Annotated in this window: 14 protein-coding genes; 2 read left to right on the plus strand and 12 right to left on the minus strand. The window is 63.7% G+C overall.

From position 1 onward, the window contains the following. Window positions 1-2 precede the first annotated feature (2 nt). The 4 genes from pdeM to ACIROW_RS16775 are packed head-to-tail and all read right to left on the minus strand — an operon-like array spanning window position 3 to window position 5,949. Window positions 3-686 (minus strand): ligase-associated DNA damage response endonuclease PdeM, encoded by a 684-nt coding sequence (gene pdeM, locus ACIROW_RS16760; protein WP_402277530.1) that lies wholly within the window; start codon window positions 684-686, stop codon window positions 3-5. Continuing rightward, on the minus strand, window positions 683-3,253 hold the full coding sequence (locus tag ACIROW_RS16765; protein WP_402277532.1) for a ligase-associated DNA damage response DEXH box helicase: 2,571 nt from the start codon (window positions 3,251-3,253) through the stop codon (window positions 683-685). The genes pdeM and ACIROW_RS16765 overlap by 4 nt, the downstream gene beginning before the upstream one ends. Next, window positions 3,234-4,904, minus strand: a complete 1,671-nt coding sequence (locus tag ACIROW_RS16770; protein ID WP_402277534.1) for an ATP-dependent DNA ligase — start codon at window positions 4,902-4,904, stop codon at window positions 3,234-3,236. Before ACIROW_RS16770 ends, ACIROW_RS16765 begins: the two co-directional genes overlap by 20 nt. Beyond that, complete coding sequence (locus ACIROW_RS16775; RefSeq protein ID WP_402277536.1) at window positions 4,897-5,949, minus strand: ligase-associated DNA damage response exonuclease; 1,053 nt, start codon at window positions 5,947-5,949, stop codon at window positions 4,897-4,899. Before ACIROW_RS16775 ends, ACIROW_RS16770 begins: the two co-directional genes overlap by 8 nt. 203 nt (window positions 5,950-6,152) lie before the next feature. Here ACIROW_RS16775 and ACIROW_RS16780 point away from each other — a divergent pair, with 203 nt between their 5' ends. Further along, window positions 6,153-7,187, plus strand: coding sequence for a hypothetical protein (locus ACIROW_RS16780; RefSeq protein WP_402277538.1), 1,035 nt, complete (start codon window positions 6,153-6,155; stop codon window positions 7,185-7,187). Between the two features lie 142 nt (window positions 7,188-7,329). On the opposite strand, the gene ACIROW_RS16785 is transcribed toward ACIROW_RS16780, so the two are convergent. The 7 genes from ACIROW_RS16785 to ACIROW_RS16815 form a co-directional block, all read right to left on the minus strand. Beyond that, the gene (locus ACIROW_RS16785) at window positions 7,330-8,403 is read right to left on the minus strand and encodes an adenosine deaminase (RefSeq protein WP_402277540.1); all 1,074 of its coding nucleotides are present in this window, start codon (window positions 8,401-8,403) and stop codon (window positions 7,330-7,332) included. 140 nt (window positions 8,404-8,543) lie between these two features. Next, a complete protein-coding gene (locus ACIROW_RS16790) occupies window positions 8,544-9,509 on the minus strand; it encodes a nucleoside hydrolase (protein ID WP_402277542.1) in 966 nt (321 codons plus the stop codon). A gap of 38 nt (window positions 9,510-9,547) precedes the next feature. Further along, the gene (locus ACIROW_RS16795; RefSeq protein WP_402277544.1) at window positions 9,548-10,564 is read right to left on the minus strand and encodes an ABC transporter ATP-binding protein; all 1,017 of its coding nucleotides are present in this window, start codon (window positions 10,562-10,564) and stop codon (window positions 9,548-9,550) included. Between the two features lie 6 nt (window positions 10,565-10,570). Continuing rightward, a complete protein-coding gene (locus tag ACIROW_RS16800; protein WP_116434571.1) occupies window positions 10,571-11,350 on the minus strand; it encodes an ABC transporter permease in 780 nt (259 codons plus the stop codon). Then, window positions 11,347-12,156 carry an ABC transporter permease gene (locus ACIROW_RS16805; RefSeq protein WP_402277546.1) on the minus strand — a complete coding sequence of 270 codons (810 nt, stop codon included), beginning with the start codon at window positions 12,154-12,156 and terminating at the stop codon, window positions 11,347-11,349. The genes ACIROW_RS16800 and ACIROW_RS16805 overlap by 4 nt, the downstream gene beginning before the upstream one ends. A 191-nt stretch (window positions 12,157-12,347) precedes the next feature. Further along, window positions 12,348-13,385, minus strand: a complete 1,038-nt coding sequence (locus tag ACIROW_RS16810; RefSeq protein WP_402277706.1) for an ABC transporter substrate-binding protein — start codon at window positions 13,383-13,385, stop codon at window positions 12,348-12,350. 91 nt (window positions 13,386-13,476) lie between these two features. Beyond that, window positions 13,477-14,580 carry a porin gene (locus ACIROW_RS16815; protein ID WP_402277708.1) on the minus strand — a complete coding sequence of 368 codons (1,104 nt, stop codon included), beginning with the start codon at window positions 14,578-14,580 and terminating at the stop codon, window positions 13,477-13,479. A 257-nt stretch (window positions 14,581-14,837) separates the two neighbouring features. Between ACIROW_RS16815 and ACIROW_RS16820 the strand changes: the two genes are divergently transcribed. Further along, the gene (locus ACIROW_RS16820) at window positions 14,838-15,755 is read left to right on the plus strand and encodes a LysR family transcriptional regulator (RefSeq protein WP_402277548.1); all 918 of its coding nucleotides are present in this window, start codon (window positions 14,838-14,840) and stop codon (window positions 15,753-15,755) included. A 22-nt stretch (window positions 15,756-15,777) separates the two neighbouring features. On the opposite strand, the gene ACIROW_RS16825 is transcribed toward ACIROW_RS16820, so the two are convergent. Further along, on the minus strand, window positions 15,778-16,878 hold the full coding sequence (locus ACIROW_RS16825; protein WP_402277550.1) for an ABC transporter ATP-binding protein: 1,101 nt from the start codon (window positions 16,876-16,878) through the stop codon (window positions 15,778-15,780). Window positions 16,879-16,889 lie beyond the last annotated feature (11 nt).

The raw sequence follows: 16,889 nt of genomic DNA on the forward strand, positions 1-16,889 counted from the left end.
CTTCAGACCTGCCGCGGATAGATAAACACGCGGTCATCGGTGCAGACGAACAATTGTTCGTCCTGCCCGCCGCGTATTTCATACCCGCCGGTGAACGCACCGAATGCCGGCAGCGTTGCCTGTTTCTCGCCAAAGACAAAACACGGCAACCGCAGCGAATCACGCCCCACCGCCAGCCGCACGACGGGATGCACGTGTCCCGCCAGCACGTACGCTCCGGTCAATTCTTGCGGGTGATGACAAAGGGCCAGCGGACCCACCTGCCATGGCTCGTCGACAACATCCACTGCGAGCTGCGCGGGCGGATCGCCGGCGTGGAGATCGTGATTGCCGCGCACCAGCGTCAACTTCATATCAGGGTGATGCTCGCGCCAGCGCTGCAACGCCATCAGCGTCGCAGGGGCGCGCGCAGTTCTGGCGTGCAAGAAGTCGCCGAGGAAGACGATGTGCCGGACCTCGTGCGCCGCAATCAGCACATCCAGCGCATCGAGGTTGGCGCGGGTGGTGCCGTGCGGCACCGGGATGCCGCCGGCGCGAAATGCCGCCGCCTTGCCGAAATGAATGTCCGCCACGATCAGCATCTTGCGCGTGCGCCATAGCACGGCGCGCTGCGGCAACAGGCTGAGTTGCTCGCCGAGCACGACGATGTCCAGAGCACCGCCGGGAGTCGAATGGTTTGCTGTCATCGCAACGCCGCCTTTTCCAGTTCCTGCAGCATGCGCGCCACGCGGTCACTAAGCTTTTCGGTCGACAGTTTCTCGCGGAAGCGCTCCACCATCAGCGGGAATCCGAACGGCGTCGCCCGCGTGATGCTGCATACCTGCAGGCTGCGGCCGCGCAATTCTGCCAGCGTCTCGCGCAGTCTCTGCAATTCCAGTTCCTGCTCCAGCACTTCGGTCTGCGCCTGCGTCAGCAGCAGGTTGCCGGCGTCGTGCTTGCGGAACACTTCAAAGAAAAGGCTGGCCGAGGCCTGTAGCTGGCGCGTGCTTTTCGGCTGGCCGGGGAAGCCCTGGAACACCAGTCCGGAGATGCGCGCGATTTCACGGAAGCGGCGCTGCGTGAGTTCAGTCGCGTTGAGGCTGGCGATGACGTCTTGCAGCAGATTTTCTGACGAGAACAAGGCGCCGCCCATGTCCGAGTCCGGAAATATTTCCGCGATGTCGACCGGCGTCACGCTCAGCAACTCGAAGCCATAGTCGTTGACCGCAATTGAAAACGTCGCGGCGCGCCGCTGCGCCAGCCGGTAAGAGATCAACGCCGCCAGACCCACATGCACCAGCCGGCCGGCGAAGGGATAAAAGAACAGATGATGACCTTCGCGGCTGTGCAAATGCTCAACCACCAGCTTGCGGGCGGTGGGCAACGCCGACCATTGCTGCTGCAAGGCCAGCAAGGGTTTCACCGCCTGCATTTCGGGGCCGGAATAATCGTCATGCGCGGCCTCTTCCAGGCAATCAAGCACCGCATGCGCCAGCGTCGACGACAGCGGCATGCGGCCGCCCTGCCAACGCGGCACCGCCCCCGAACCACTGGTGGCGCGCCGCACATAGGCGGTCATCTCATGCACGCGCACGAACTCGAGCATGCGGCCGCCGAACAGGAAGCGGTCACCCGCGCGCAGGCGTGCGATGAAGCCTTCCTCGATGGTGCCAATACGTGCACCGCGCAGGTATTGCACCTGCATGCTGGCGTCGGACACGATGGTGCCGATGCTCATGCGATGGCGGCGCGCAATCGCCGCATCCGGCACGCGATACACGCCATCGGCGTCGGGCACCACGCGCTGATACTCGGGATAAGCGGTCAGACTCTGGCCGCCGCGCACGACGAAATCGAGCGCCCATTGCCACTGGTCGGGACGCAGCGCGCGATAGGAGTACGCAGTCCGCACCTCGTCGAATAATTCCTGCGAACGGAAGCCGCCGCCCAGCCCGATCGTCACCAGGTGCTGGACGAGCACGTCGAGCGGCGTTTCCGGCACCGGTCGCTGTTCCACCTGGCCGGCGGCAACCGCATGGCGCGCACCGGCGGCTTCCAGCAATTCCAGCGTATTGGTCGGCACCAGCGTCACGCGCGATACACGGCCGGGCGAATGGCCGCTGCGGCCCGCGCGTTGCAACAGGCGCGCCACGCCGCGCGCGCTGCCGATCTGAAGCACCCGCTCGACCGGCGCGAAGTCGACGCCGAGGTCGAGGCTGGACGTGCAGACCACCGCCTTGAGTTGCCCGTTCTTGATCGCCAGCTCAACCCATTCGCGCACTTCGCGATCCAGCGAGCCGTGATGCAGCGCGATCAGGCCGGCCCAGTCGGGCCGCGCCGCAAGCAGGTTCTGGTACCACAGCTCGGCCTGCGAACGGGTATTGGTGAACACCAGCGTGCTGGCGTGACGATCGATCTCGGCGACAACCGCCGGCAGCATCTGCAGGCCGAGATGGCCGGCCCAGGCGAAGCGCGAGGGATGCTCCGGAATCAGGGTGTCGACCACGATCTTCTTGCGGGTCTTGCCCTGCACCAGCACGCCGCGGTCGACGCCGAGCAAGGCGTCCTTGGACTGCTGCAGGTTGCCCAGCGTGGCCGACAGCCCCCACACCATCAGGTCCGGCCGCCAGCGGCGCAAGCGCGCCAGCGCCAGTTGCGTCTGCACGCCGCGCTTGCTGCCCATGAGCTCATGCCATTCATCGACGATGATGGCGTCGAGCTTGCCGAAGCGCGCCGCCGCATCGTCCTGGCTCAGCAACAACGACAGGCTCTCGGGCGTGGTGATCAGCGTGCTCGGCAAGCTGCGCAGCTGGCGCGCGCGTTCGCTGCCGGAGGTGTCGCCGGTGCGGCTGCCGATGGTCCATGTCGGCAACAAGGCGCTCAGCGGCGCTTCCAGTGCGCGCGCGGTGTCCGCCGCGAGCGCGCGCATCGGCGTGATCCAGAGGATGCGCAGGCCGGTCTGGTTGACCGCTTTGGCGCGCTTGGCAGCGGGGACGGGGATGGGAGCGGCAAGCACAGGACCGGCTCTGCCCAACGCCGGCACGGCACGTTGCAAGGCGGCGAACCAGACCGCGTAGGTCTTGCCGGAGCCGGTGCTGGCATGCAGCAGGCCCGACTCGCCGCCCAGGGCGGCTTGCCAGGTGTCGCGCTGGAAGGCGAAGATCTTCCAGCCCTGTGCGGCGAACCAACGCTCCACCGGCGTGCTGCGCGCGCTTCCCACGGCCAGCGGAAGGTCGGCATCGGCGCCGGGGTTGTCAGTCTGTGCGCGCCGCATGCTGTCCTTCCGCTTCGTTGAGCAAGACTTGCAAGGTCGACAGGCTGTCCGCCTCCGTAATCGGCTTGTCCTCGCGGATACGCAGGATGCGCGGGAAGCGCACCGCAATGCCGGCTTTGTGGCGCGGCGAGGCGGCGATGCCCTCGAAGCCGATTTCAAACACCATGCTGGGCTTGACGCTGCGCACCGGGCCGAACTTCTCGACGGTGCTGCTGCGGATGAGGCGATCGACGCGCGCGATCTCGGCGTCGGTCAATCCCGAATAGGCCTTGGCGAACGGCACCAGCCGTCGTTCTCCGGCCGCGTCTTCGGCATCCCACACAGCGAAGGTGTAATCGGTATACAGCGACGCGCGCCGGCCGTGGCCGGCCTGCGCGTAGATCAGCACGGCATCGACCGAGTAGGGATCGATCTTCCACTTCCACCAGGTGCCGACGTTCTTGGTGCGGCCGATGCCGTAGTGCGCCGATTTCGCCTTGAGCATCATGCCCTCGACACCGCGTGCGCGCGAGCTTTCGCGCAGCGCGGCCAGCGCGCTCCAGTCGGCGGCTTGGTTGAGATCGATCACGGGCGCCAGAGTCAGCGCCGGGATATTTCCAGCGAGTTGTTCCAGCAGCGCGCGCCGCTCGTGCTGCGGCTTGCCGCGCAAGTCTTCGCCATCCAGTTCGAGCAGATCGTAGGCGATCAACGCCGCCGGCAATTCGGCCAGCAGTTTGGCGGATAAGGTCTTGCGGCCGATGCGCTTTTGCAGGTCGGCGAACGGGGCAATCACACCATTGTTCCCCTCACCGCGCCGGATCACGATTTCGCCGTCGATGACCGCGCCTTCAGGCAGCGGCAACTGCGCCAGTTCCGGAAACCGTTCCGTGATCAGCTCTTCGCCGCGCGACCATAGCCAGCTGCGTCCTTCGCGATGCACCAGCTGGGCGCGGATGCCGTCGTATTTCCATTCGACCTGCCAGTCGTCCAGGTCGCCCAGGGTGGCCGGATCGGCCAGCAAGGGATGCGCCAGGAAGAACGGATAGGGCTGGCCGCCGCGGCGCTGGCGATCGGCCTCGGACGGCGGTGCAATCAGTTCTGCGAAGCCTTCAGCTGTCGGGCGCTTGCTGCGGTCGGTCCAGCCGACCAGCCGCTGCGCGACGGTCTTGGCGTCGACGTCGGCGACCACGGCCAGCGCACGCGTGACCAGCAACTTCGACACGCCGACACGGAAGCCGCCGCCGATCAGCTTGCTGAGCAGGAAGCGGCCCTGCCAGTCGAGCACGTCCCAATACGAAAACAGCGCCGCGCGAATGGTCTCGGCGTCGGCGCCGCGCAAGGGCGCGATGCGTTCCGTCATCCACCGGTTCAGACCCAGATCGTCCTCGCGCGTGGCCGGCGGCAGGATATGGGCGATGGTTTCGGCGAGGTCGCCGACGGCCTGGTAGCACTCGTCGAACAACCACTCGTCGAGCTGCGCGTATTGCATCGCGCAGTGGCGCAGCAACTTGGTCGGCACCGCCTGGCGCGGCTTGCCGCCTGCCAGGAAATACACCGCCCAGGCCGCATCGGCGGCTTCGGCGCGGCGGAAATAGGCCTGCAGCGCGTCCAGCTTGCGGTTGGTCGCGGTGGTGGCGTCGAGCTCGGCGTAGAGGTGGGCGAAATCACGCATGATCGGATTGTCCTTCTGCAGATTCTGCAGATGCCGGCACATCTTTATCAGTCTCGATCTCTTCCTCGCCGCCATATTCGGTATCGAAGGCGCCGGCATCGAGGCCGTTCTGTTGCAGCCAGCGCACCATGATGGGAATCTGCCCATGCGTGACGATGATGCGCGGCGCTCCGGTGGCGGTAATGGCGCTGAGCAGCCCGGGCCAGTCGGCGTGATCGGACAGAATGAAACCGCGATCGACGCCGCGTCGCCGGCGCGATCCGCGCAGGCGCATCCAGCCGCTGGCAAAGGCATCGCTGTAGTCGCCGAAGCGGCGCATCCACGGCGAGCCGGCGGCCGACGGCGGCGCCAGCACCAGTGCCTGTTGCAAGATGGATTTGTCGTCAACGTCGCCGACTGCCAACGTCGGCGGCAAGGCCACGCCCGCATCGCGATAGAGCGCGTTGAGCGGCGTTACCGCGCCGTGGCAGACGATGCTGCCGATGCTCGGATCAAGGCCATGCAGGATGCGCTGGGCCTTGCCGAAGGCGTAGCAGAACAGCACGCTGGTGCGCCCTTCCCCTGCATTGCGGCGCCACCAGGCATTGATGTCGTCGAAGATTTCCGCCTGCGGCTGCCAGCGATAGATCGGCATGCCGAAGGTCGATTCGGTGATGAAGGTGTCGCAGCGCACGCTCTCGAACGGCGCGCAGGTGCCGTCCTGCTCCAGCTTGTAGTCGCCCGAGGCGACCCAGACTTCGCCGCGGTATTCCATGCGCAGCTGGGCCGAGCCGAGTACGTGGCCGGCCGGGTGCAGCGACAGCGCCACACCGTTATGGGTAATCGATTCGCCGTAGCGCAAGGCGTCGAGACGGATCTCGCCGAGCCGCGCGCGCAGGATGCCTGCGCCGTCGGCCGTCGCCAGATAATGGCCGTGGCCGGTGCGGGCATGGTCGGCATGGGCGTGCGTGATCACCGCGCGGTCCACCGGACGCCACGGGTCGATGTAAAAGTCACCTGGAACGCAGTACAGGCCTTCCTTGCGCACTACGACCATGTCGCTCATGCCGCTCCGCAAAAGGATGATGGAAAGTCATTACTGTAATCAGGACGCAACACGGGCGCTGTCAGCGGACCTCCGCTTGTGGCGTCGGTCACCCTCTGGTCTGCCGCAAATCCTACGAAAGGTGACGAGATCGTCCTATGGTTGGCGGCGAGCGCCGCCGGTACATTTGCTCTCGTGACAAGAACACTCTCGAGGAGAAAAACATGATTAATAGTAGCCTGCATGCACATGCAGTTGGTGGGGACGACAGCATCGCGTCCGGCGTCTCGTGGGGAGCCATCCTTGCGGGTGCGTTCGCTGCGGCGGCGTTGTCCTTCATCCTGGTGATCCTCGGCTTCGGCCTGGGATTTTCTTCGGTCTCGCCCTGGTCCGGCAACGGTCTCAGCGCACAGACCATCGGCTGGTCGACGGTAGCGTGGATTACTTTCACGCAAATCGCTGCATCAGCCATCGGTGGTTACATGGCCGGACGCCTGCGCGTGAAATGGGCCAGCGTGCATACCGATGAAGTGTATTTCCGCGACACCGCGCACGGCTTCCTGGCCTGGGCAGTGGCATCGCTGGCGACGGCGGCGTTGCTCAGCACCGCCATCGGCAGCGTGATATCGAGCGGCGCCAAAGTGGCCGGTTCGGCCGGGGCGGCAGTAGTGGCTACCGGCGCTACAGCTGCTGCCGGTGGTGTTGCAGCAGCGGATGGCAATACTGCCGATGCTGCGTCTGGCTACTTCATCGACACGTTGTTCCGCGCTCCTGCTGCAGGCTCGCAAACCGGTGCACCGGCATCAGCCGATGCAGCTCCGGTTGCGCCGCTTGCCAACGGTGCTCCTGACAGCCCACCTTTGGCGCCTGCACAACGCAATGAAGTGACGCGCATTTTCGCCAATGCGCTGCGCACCGGCGCCCTGCCGGCCGCTGACAAGACCTACGTTGCGCAAGTGATCGCCAAGCGTAGCGGCATCAGCCAGGCCGATGCGGAAAAACGCGTCGACGACACGTATGCCGCGTACAAGAAGGCCATCGACGACGCCACCACCAAGGCCAAGGAAGCTGCCGACACTGCTCGCAAGGCGGCGGCTTATGGTTCGCTGTGGATGTTCGTGGCGCTGCTGTGCGGTGCGTTCATCGCCAGCCTGGCTGCCACCTTCGGCGGTCGCCTGCGCGACCGCAAGGACCGTGTGGTGTACACGGCGGTGGAACCCACCGTCGGCAGCACCAACGAAACTGTTACTTTGACCTAGGAGATCAGCATGGGAGCCATACTGCTTTGGTTGTTGGGAATCCCGATTCCCATCATCATCCTCATCGTGCTGCTGATGCATTGATTCAGCCGCCCACCGAGGCTTGAAAACGAACCGCGCCCGTCACAGGGCGCGGTTTTTTTTACATCACCAGCCGGCCGCGCAGAGATTCGAACGCGGCGCTCCATTCCAGCCGCCATTGCCGGCGCAGGTCGTCGTCTATCCAGGCCGCATCAAGGCCGTTGAGCATGAAACCGTGCATGTCATCGATGCCGAAGCCGAACTCCATCATCATCAGCCAGGCGCGCGTGGGCGTGACCAGGTGCAGCGTCGGATCGTCGGTATTCGGATGCACGCGCAGACCGGCGCGCACCATCGCGCGAATCGGGTGGTCCAGCGCCCAGCGTGCCGGCTCCAGCGTGCGCAGGTAGTAGGAATTGGTCGGCACCACGGTGAAGATCATGTCGCGCTCCTTGCACTTCTGCAGGAAGGCCGGATTGTCGACCACGGTGTAGCCGTGATCGACGCGGTCGACCTTGAGCAGGTCGATGGCGCTTTCCACGTTCATCCACGGCATGCCGAATTCGCCGGCGTGGGCAGTGGTGCGGAAGCCGGCGGCACGGGCGTCGCGATAGGCTTTCCAGAACAACTCCGGCGGCCGGTCGTTCTCGCGGTAATCCATGCCGATGCCGATCACTTCCGGCTGGCGGTGCGCGCACATCCACTCGACCATCGCCACCGCTTCATCGGGACTGGCTTCGCGGTCGATGCTGGGGATCAGCCGGCCGATCACGCCGAAATCACGCAAGGCGTCGCGGATCGCCAGCACGATCGCGGCCTGCGCCGAGGCGTAGCTGATGCCGGAGACGCGCACGGTGCCGGTGGGGTTCCAGAAGAACTCGGTGTAGCGCACGCCGTGGCGATGCACGTCTTCCAGATATTCGTAGGTGATGCGATGCAGGTCCGATGGCCCCTGGATCAGATGGGCGTCGAGCGCGCGCAATACGCGCAGCACGCCGACCGGCTTTTCGCCGCGCGTATAGAAGGCCTCGATCTCGTCATGCGAGACGCGATTGCCGGCCTTCACCGACAGGTCGATGAAGGTCTGGCGACGCACCGCGCCGAACAGATGGCAATGCAACTCCATCTTGGGCAGCGCGCGCACGAACTGTTCCAGATTCAGGGGGCCGGCTGCGTCGATGTCGGCATCAAGCATGACCGTGCTCCGTGGCGATAGCGGTGGCAGCAACGACGGCGGCAGCATCCAGTGTTCTCATAAAGCGTACGTCCATATTCATAAGCAAAAAGCGACTGCCGCCATCCCCGCGGCGGCAATGCAGCAAAAGAGATCGGTGATTACAGCGTGCCCAGCAACTCCTGCATCATGCAGACCATGGCGCGCTCGCCGTCGACCGTCATGGCGACTTCGACGTTGGCGGCGGCGCGGCGCGGCACGCGGAATTCGCAGACCGTCATGCCGCGCGTGAGCTTGCCGTGCAGTTCGATGTCCACGCGTGCCGGCTTGAAGCTGAACAGTTCGGGACGGCGCAGGTAAATCGCCACCGCCGGGTCGTACATCGGCATCGGCACCGAACCGTCGGGACTGCGGATGCGCAGGTAGGCTTCGAAATAGCCGGCCAGCCACTTCGCGCGCAGGGTGCCGAGGGCGCGCACCTGCTGCACTTCGGTCGCCGTCACCAGCAACTGGCGGCACAGGTTGAGGCCGAACATGCGCAGCGGCACGCCGGCGTTGAAGACGATATCGGCGGCTTCCGGATCGGCGTAGATGTTGAACTCCGCTGCTGCGGTGTGATTGCCCTGATCGGCCGAGCCGCCCATCAGGATAATCTCCTTGATCTGCGCGGCGATGTCGGGCGCGCGCTGCAAGGCGGTGGCGATGTTGGTCAGCGGCGCGATGCACATCAGCGTGAGCTGACCCGGATGCGTGCGCACTGCTTCGATCAGCGCATCGACGGCGTGCGGCAGCGGGCTGCGTTTTTGTTGCTGCTCCTGTTCGCGTTCGACCTGGCCGATATCGACTGTCGGCAGCGGCTCGCCGGTGGTGGCCATGCCGTCGTCGCCGAGGATGCATTGTGCAGTTTCGACGGCGCCGCTGAGCGGCGCTTCGCAGCCGGCGTACACAGGTACTTCCAGATGGTAGTGCTTGCGGATGCGCAGCGCGTTGTCGTAGGTCACCGACAGCGGCGCGTTGCCGGCCACCACCGAGACGCCCAGCCATGCGACGTCGAGGTTGGCCGACAGCAGCAGCATGGCGAGCCAGTCGTCAAATCCGGGATCGGTATCGAGCCATATTTTTTGCATGATGTGTTCAGCTTGCTGGTTGTTTTTGTGAAGTGAAATCAGGCTTGCAGCAGCAAGGCCTCACCAGCCGGCAAGGCGAAGTCGACGCTGTCGCCTTCACGCCAGCGCGCTGCAGTTGCCGCGGCAATGCCCTTGACCGGACCGACCGGCGTCTGCAGCAGGTATTCCACCGCATCGCCGAGGAAACCGCGCGACAGCACCGTGCCGTTGTAGGGACCGGAGCCGACGGTGACGCGTTCCGGACGCCAGCCGGCGCACACGGTGCCGTCCGGCGGCGCCACCGCGAACGGCAACTTGCCGCCATCACCGTGGAGGAAGCCGTCGCGATAATCGAACAGGTTTTCGAAGCCCATGAAGTTGGCGACGAAGCGCGTGCGCGGCACGTTGAAGAGGTTTTCCGGGACGTCCAGTTGCTCGATCTTGCCGCCGTTCATGACCACGATGCGGTCCGACAGCGCCAGCGCTTCTTCCTGGTCGTGCGTCACGTACAGCATGGTGATGCCCAGCTCGCGCTGGATGCGGCGCAGCTCGGCGCGCATCTGCACGCGCAGCTTGGCGTCGAGGTTGGAGAGCGGCTCGTCCAGCAGCAGCAGTTTCGGCTCGATCACGATGGCGCGCGCCAGCGCCACGCGCTGTTGCTGGCCGCCCGACATCTGCGCCGGCAGCCGCGTCTCGAAGCCGCTCAGGCCGACCGCGGCGATGACGCGCTCGACCTTGCTGCGCAGCGTGACCGCATCGACCTTGCGCAGGCGCAGGCCGAAGGCGACGTTGTCGAATACGTTCAGATGCGGGAACAGTGCGTAGGACTGGAACACCATGCCGATGTTGCGCTTGTTGGGCGGCAGGCGGCCGATGTCGCGGCCGTCCAGCATGATGCTGCCGGCGCGCAGGTCGATCAGGCCGGCGATGGCGCGCATGGTGGTGGTCTTGCCGCAGCCGCTGGGGCCGAGCAGCGAAATCAGTTCGCCCTGCTCAACCGCCAGGTCCAGTTGCTCGACGGCGGTCTTGTTCTTGCCGTAGCCGAGCGCCAGTTGATGTAGTTCGAGATAGCTCATCGTGTCTCACATGTATTTTGAAATGCCCAGCACCTTTTCTGTCACCAGCACGAAGGCCATGGTGAACAGCACCAGCAGCGTCGACAAGGCCGCGATAGAAGGATCGAAGCTGTTTTCCATATGGCCCAGCATTTCGATCGGCAAGGTGCTGATGCCCGGACCGGTCAGGAACAGCGACACCGGCACCTGGTTGAACGAGGTCACGAACGCCAGGAAGAAGGCGGCGATCACGGCGCTGCGAATGTTCGGCAGCACGATCAGGAAGAAGGTCTGCAGGCGCGACGCGCCCAGCGTGATGGCGGCTTCTTCGATGTCGACGCGCAGGTTGACCAGGCTGGCGTACACCACGCGTACGGCGTACGGCGTCAGCAAGCCGATGTGCCCGATCAGCAGGCCGAGGAACACCGGCGCATCCACCAGCAGCACAAAATGGCGCAGCAAACCCAGGCCCACCAGCATGGCCGGGATGATCAGCGGCGAGGTCAGGATCTGCTTGATCGCACCCATGCCCGGCGGCGGCATGCGCGACATGGCGTAGGCCACCGGCACGCCCAGCAGCAGCGCGATCACGGTGGCGAGCAGGCCGATTTCCAGGCTGGTGCGGAAGGCGCGCTGGAACTCGTCGGCGACCAGCACTTCGCCGATCCAGCGCAGCGAATATGATTCCGGCGGAAACGCCAGCGTGTCGCCGGCGCTGAAGCCGGCCAGGAACACGATGACGAACGGCCCCAGCAGGAACAGGAACACCAGCCACAGCATGGCGCGCGAAAACAATCCTTCTTTCATACTGTGCTCCGGCTCGAAGAGATGCGTTTCAATCCGGCGTTGACGGCCAGCGTCATGAGCACCAGGATCACCGCGATGACATTGGCGGTGCCGAAATCGCTTTCCACGCTGACCTTCTGGTACAGCAGCGTTTCCAGCATCAGCACCTTGGGGCCGCCCAGCAAGGCCGGCGTCACGTAGGCGGTGACGCAGCCGGTAAACACCAGCGTGCCGCCGACGATCAGGCCCTCCTGCGTCAGCGGCAAGGTCACGCGCGTGAACACCTGCCAGGCGTTGGCGCCGAGTGTGGAGGCGGCCAGCGTGATGTCGCGCGAGAGGTTTTCCATCGAGCTCACCAGCGACATCAGCATCAGCGGCAGCAGCAATTGCAGCAGGCCGACGAACACCGCCATTTCGCTGAACAGCAGGCGTTGCGGCTCATCGGCCAGGCCCAGCGAGAGCAGGATGGAATTGATTGCGCCGTTGCGGCCGAACAGCACGATCCAGGCGTAGGTGCGCGCAATCGGCGAGACCATCAGCGGCAGGATCATCATGCCCAGCACCATGCCGCGATAGCGCGGCGCCACGCGCACGATGGCCTGGGCGGCGGGATAGGACAGCAGCGCCGACACCAGCGTCACCAGCGCGGCGATGCGCAGCGTGCGCAGGAACACCTGGCGATTGAGCGGTTCGGCGAAGAAATCGACAAAGCGCCCCAGCCCCCAATGCGCCGCCGGTGCGTCGACGCGGAAGGCGTCCAGCAGCAAGGCCAGCACCGGCAGCAGGAAGCACACCACCGTGAAGATCAACGCCGGCATGACGAGCATGACGCCGTTCCATTTTTTTTGATGCACCGACATCGGCCTGGACTCCCTCTTCCTTCTGCTGCTTCTGTTGTTTCTGTTGTTTCTATTGCTTCAAATGCACAAGCCCGGCGCTGCATGAGCGCCGGGCGTTTCCTGCATCGGCAGGATCCTTTTTGCTTCTTTCTACCTTACTTGCCAACTTACTTGCCAACTTACTTGCTGATGCCCTTGTTCCACTGCTCCATCCACGACGAGCGGTGCTTGAGCAGCGTTTCCGGCTTGACGAATTTGAGCGAGGCGATGTGGTCGGCGCCGTAGGTGTTGAACTCGGCCTTGTCCTTCGGCAGGACCACTTGCGTATTGACCGGCGAATCCACCAGGTCCATCGCCAGCGCGGTCTGCACTTCCTTCGACAGCCAGAAGTCGATCAGCTGGTAGGCCAGGTCGGCGTTCTTCGATTTGTTGACGATGCCCATCACGTTCATGCCGGCGGCCTGGCCTTCGGTCGGGATGGTCCACTTGAGCGGCAAGCCGGTCTTGGCCAATTGCGCCCAGGTGAAGCGCGCCACCGGCGCCGCCCAGATCTCATCCTGGGCGAACAGCGACGACAACTGCGCGCTGTTCTTGGAGAAGGTCACGACGTTGTTCTTGATCTCGAGGATCTTTTGCATGCCGGTGGCGAAGTCGTCGCCCTTGCCGTTCCAGGCGATGTCCGCCATCTGCAGCGTCAGGGGCCCCTGGGTCGTGCTGACATCAGGCAGGGAGAGATGGCCTTTCATGTCAGCACGCCAGAGGTCTTTCCACGAGGCGAGCGATTTGATCTTGTCGGTGCGATACACCAGGCCGACCGAGTAGATCGTGTAGCCGACCGCGAAGTTGCCGCCGATCGGGTTCTTGGCGAAATTGTAGACCTGGCCGTAGTTCTTCAGCTTGGCATAGTCGAGCGGCTGGATCAGGCCCTTGCGCGCGGCTTCCAGCATGCCGAAGTCCGACAGCAGCACCAGGTCGACCACCGGATTGTCGCGACGCGCATCGAGCTTGGCGATGCGGTCGGCGTTGTTGCCGGTTTCAACCACGATCTCACAGCCGCATTTTTCCTTGAACGGCGTATAGACGTATTTGGCAAACAGCGGCTGGGCGATCGGATAGGCCGACAGCACCAGGGTGCGCTTTTCGGCATGGGCAGGCGTGGCGGTCAGGCCGAACAGGCCTGCGCTGAAGGTCAGACTCAGGGTCAGACTCAGGGTCAGATTCTGGCCCGCCAATAATGCTTTTTTCAAAATGAGATTCCTTTAAACATGGATGCGATGCCCATTTTAGGCCGAAGCGCTTTCTGCGATTTTAAAAGACGTGGCGCATGCCGATCATGAGTACGCCTTGATGCTTGTCGCTCGACGACGGGAAGCCGAAGATCGTGGCATTCTTGGCATCGCCCGCAGCGATCTGGTAGCTGTAGGTGATGGCGACGTCGGTGCGCTTTGACAGGAAGTAGTCGGCCTGGAAGTTGAACTGATGCCACTTCGGATTGGTGTTGATGGTGTCGTACTTGCCGACGGTGTAGAAGTAGGATGCGCCCAGGTTCAAGGCCTGCGTGAAGTGATTCACCAGGTTCAGGTCCAGGTTTTGCAGCGTCAGCTTGGTGTTGTCCAGGTAGTCGTACTTGACGTTGCTGTACATCAGGCCGAAATCGGTGTTGCCGACCGTGTAGAAGCCGCCGGTGCCGGCGATGCGCTGCTTGCGCACGCCCTGGCTGCTGTTGACGGCGCTCTTGTTGAAGATCAGCAGCGAGCTGGCGTAGTCGTTGCTCATCGCGCCGTCCGGACTCTTGGCGCTGTTGGGCGTATCCATCTGGGTGTAGGCGACGGCCCACTTGAAGCGCTCGCTCTTGTAACCGGAACCGATGCTCATGACGCGGTTGATGCTGGCGTCGCCGGCCGCTTCGCCGAAACCGTACAGTGCGGTGACGTTGAAGTTGCTGAAGGTCGGGCTGATGTACTTGACCGAATTCTGCGCGCGCAGGTTGTTGTAGCCGTTGTCGTTGTCGCCGATGTGGACGCCGTTACTGGCGATGACGACCGGGCCGAGGTAGTCCTTGACCGCTTCGTACTGGCGGCCCAGCGTCAGTGTGCCGAGGTCGGTGTTGCTCAGGCCGACATACGACAGGCGGCCGAACAGGCGGCCGCTTTGCGCGGCGGCGCCGGTCATCACGTTGAAGCCGTTCTCGAGGTTGAAGATGGCCTTGGAGCCGCCGCCCAGGTCTTCCTGGCCGCGGAAGCCGATGCGCGGATTCTGGTTGGTGCCGCTCAGGGCTTCCAGGTTATGCGGACCGCCCTGGTTGGTGAGGTAGCCGACGCCGCCGGAAATCAGGCCGTAAATTTCCATTTTGCTTTGTGCATGCGCCTGAGCGCCCGCCAGCATTGCTGGCACTGCGACTGCGCCGATCATCCATTGCTTCATCACCATCCCCCGGGAAAAAGGCCTTCAGGCCAGAATAAGTAAGGTCGGACATCGATGCCGGTGAACGCCCGATATCAATTCCGTTTTGCCGAAGTGGAGAATAGGTCAAGTCAAACAATAATATAATTTGTTTATATTTATAATTTCATAAATTAAACTTATAACCATAAAGAATCGACAGGGAAGTAATCTGTAAACGATATGCCAATCACAACACGACTACGCTGCCGCCGCTCCCCCTCGCCATGATCAAGCTTACCAACAAGGTCACGCTGCGCCACCTGCAGGCCTTCGCCACGCTGGCCGGGACCAACAGTTTCAGCAAGGCGGCGGAGCAGTTGTCAGTGACCCAGCCGGCGCTGAGCGCGTCCATCAAACAGCTGGAAAACCAGCTCGGCACCAAGCTGTTCGACCGCACCACGCACCAGATCGCGCTGACGGCGCAGGGCGCGGTGGTGCTGGAATACGCCAAGCACCTGCTCAACACCGCCACCAATACCTTTGACGATATCCGCCACGCCATCGGCACCGGCCGCCATCGCGTGCGCATCGGCGCGATTCCGTCGGCGGTGACGCTGACGGCGGCGGTCATCGCCCGCTACAACGAGGCGCACGACGAGCATGTCGAGATTCTGTTGTCGGATATGCCCAACGATGCGCTGTTGTCATCGTTGCATACGGGCAAACTGGATTTTTGCGTCGGCATCAAGCCGCCCGATTCGATGTCGCTCGATACGGTGACGTTGTTCGAGGATGAACTGGTGTTGATCGTGTCGAAACAGCATCCGCTGTCCGACGCGAAGGAAGTTCACTGGCGCCAGATGGCCGGCGAAGAAATCGTGATGTTCGCCCAGGGCAGCGTGTGGGAATTCGCTTCAGCCGCTTTGCTGCAGCACGGCCTGGCGGCATCGCGGCGCTATCAGATGGTGCATAGCGAATCGCTGTACGGCGTGGTGCGCTCGGGCATCGCCATCGGCATCATGCCGAGCCTGTACACCAGCTATCTGCGCGACGACACCTTGCATGTGGCCCCGCTGCGCTTCCCCACCCTCAAGCGCAAGATCGTGCTGATGCGACGCAATGAAGTCAGCCGCAGCGAATGGACCGATCACTGCTTCCGCGAATTGCGCAATGACCTGAAACAGGCCAACCACTGGTTCTGATATTCCGACTGACGGCGCCTTCTTATATTGCCAGCGCGTTGCCGCTGGCGCTGTCGAACAGGTGATAGCGGCCGTCCACCGGACGCAGCCACAGCGCATCGCCCTCGCCCGCCGCAACCCGCTCGTGACTCAAGCACACCAGCGTGCGCGGCTTGTTTCCGGCATGCCCGCCCAGCGACAGGCTCAGATGCGTTTCCGATCCTGTCGGTTCGACTGACTCCAGCACCGCCCGTACGCTTCCGCCGCCTGCTTCACCCACCAGTTGCAGATGCTCCGGACGGATGCCGTAGACGCATTCGCGCCCTTCCCATTGCTGTGTGTCGGCGTTGAGCGGGAACAGGATGCCGTCGCCGGCCGCGAACGCCATGCCGCCTTCATTGCGAACAATACTGCCGTCGATGAAATTCATCGTCGGCGAGCCGATGAAGCCGGCCACGAAACGGTTGCGCGGATGGTCGTACAGCTCCAGCGGCGCGCCGATCTGCTCCACCACGCCGTCGCGCAAGACCACGATGCGGTCGGCCATGGTCATCGCCTCGACCTGATCGTGCGTGACGTAGACCATGGTGGTCTTGACGCGCCGGTGCAGTTGCCTGATCTCGGCGCGCATCTGTACGCGCAGTTTGGCGTCGAGGTTGGACAGCGGCTCGTCGAACAGGAACACCTGCGGATCTCGCACCAGCGCGCGCCCCATCGCGACGCGCTGGCGCTGGCCGCCGGACAGCTGGCGCGGATAACGGTCGAGGTAGGTTTCCAGTCCCAGCATGGCCGCCGCCGACTGTACGCGGGTGGCGATCTCGTGCTTGCCGACGCCGGCCATGCGCATCGAAAAGCCGATGTTGCCGGCCACCGTCATGTGCGGATACAGCGCGTAGTTCTGAAACACCATGGCGATGTTGCGCGCCTTGGCCGGAACGTCGTTGACCCGCTTGCCGCCGATGGCGAGCTCGCCGCTGCTGATATTTTCCAGGCCGGCGATCATGCGCAGCAAGGTGGATTTGCCGCAGCCCGACGGTCCCACCAGCACCAGGAATTCGCCGTCGCGGATGTCGACGTCGATGCCCTTGATGATCTGCGTGTCGCCGTAGCGCTTGCCGAGTTGACGGATGCTTACTGATGCCATGGTTGCGATAT

Source organism: Herbaspirillum sp. NPDC101397 (genome assembly GCF_044767325.1).
Taxonomy (GTDB): Bacteria; Pseudomonadota; Gammaproteobacteria; order Burkholderiales; family Burkholderiaceae_D; genus Herbaspirillum.

Excerpts from the sequence above, each read along its gene's own strand:
- pdeM (WP_402277530.1), bottom strand. The coding sequence starts at position 686 with ATGACAGCAAACCATTCGACTCCCGGCGGTGCTCTGGACATCGTCGTG.
- ACIROW_RS16765 (WP_402277532.1), bottom strand. The coding sequence starts at position 3,253 with ATGCGGCGCGCACAGACTGACAACCCCGGCGCCGATGCCGACCTTCCG.
- ACIROW_RS16770 (WP_402277534.1), bottom strand. The coding sequence starts at position 4,904 with ATGCGTGATTTCGCCCACCTCTACGCCGAGCTCGACGCCACCACCGCG.
- ACIROW_RS16775 (WP_402277536.1), bottom strand. The coding sequence starts at position 5,949 with ATGAGCGACATGGTCGTAGTGCGCAAGGAAGGCCTGTACTGCGTTCCA.
- ACIROW_RS16780 (WP_402277538.1), top strand. The coding sequence starts at position 6,153 with ATGATTAATAGTAGCCTGCATGCACATGCAGTTGGTGGGGACGACAGC.
- ACIROW_RS16785 (WP_402277540.1), bottom strand. The coding sequence starts at position 8,403 with ATGCTTGATGCCGACATCGACGCAGCCGGCCCCCTGAATCTGGAACAG.
- ACIROW_RS16790 (WP_402277542.1), bottom strand. The coding sequence starts at position 9,509 with ATGCAAAAAATATGGCTCGATACCGATCCCGGATTTGACGACTGGCTC.
- ACIROW_RS16795 (WP_402277544.1), bottom strand. The coding sequence starts at position 10,564 with ATGAGCTATCTCGAACTACATCAACTGGCGCTCGGCTACGGCAAGAAC.
- ACIROW_RS16800 (WP_116434571.1), bottom strand. The coding sequence starts at position 11,350 with ATGAAAGAAGGATTGTTTTCGCGCGCCATGCTGTGGCTGGTGTTCCTG.
- ACIROW_RS16805 (WP_402277546.1), bottom strand. The coding sequence starts at position 12,156 with ATGCTCGTCATGCCGGCGTTGATCTTCACGGTGGTGTGCTTCCTGCTG.
- ACIROW_RS16815 (WP_402277708.1), bottom strand. The coding sequence starts at position 14,580 with ATGATCGGCGCAGTCGCAGTGCCAGCAATGCTGGCGGGCGCTCAGGCG.
- ACIROW_RS16820 (WP_402277548.1), top strand. The coding sequence starts at position 14,838 with ATGATCAAGCTTACCAACAAGGTCACGCTGCGCCACCTGCAGGCCTTC.
- ACIROW_RS16825 (WP_402277550.1), bottom strand. The coding sequence starts at position 16,878 with ATGGCATCAGTAAGCATCCGTCAACTCGGCAAGCGCTACGGCGACACG.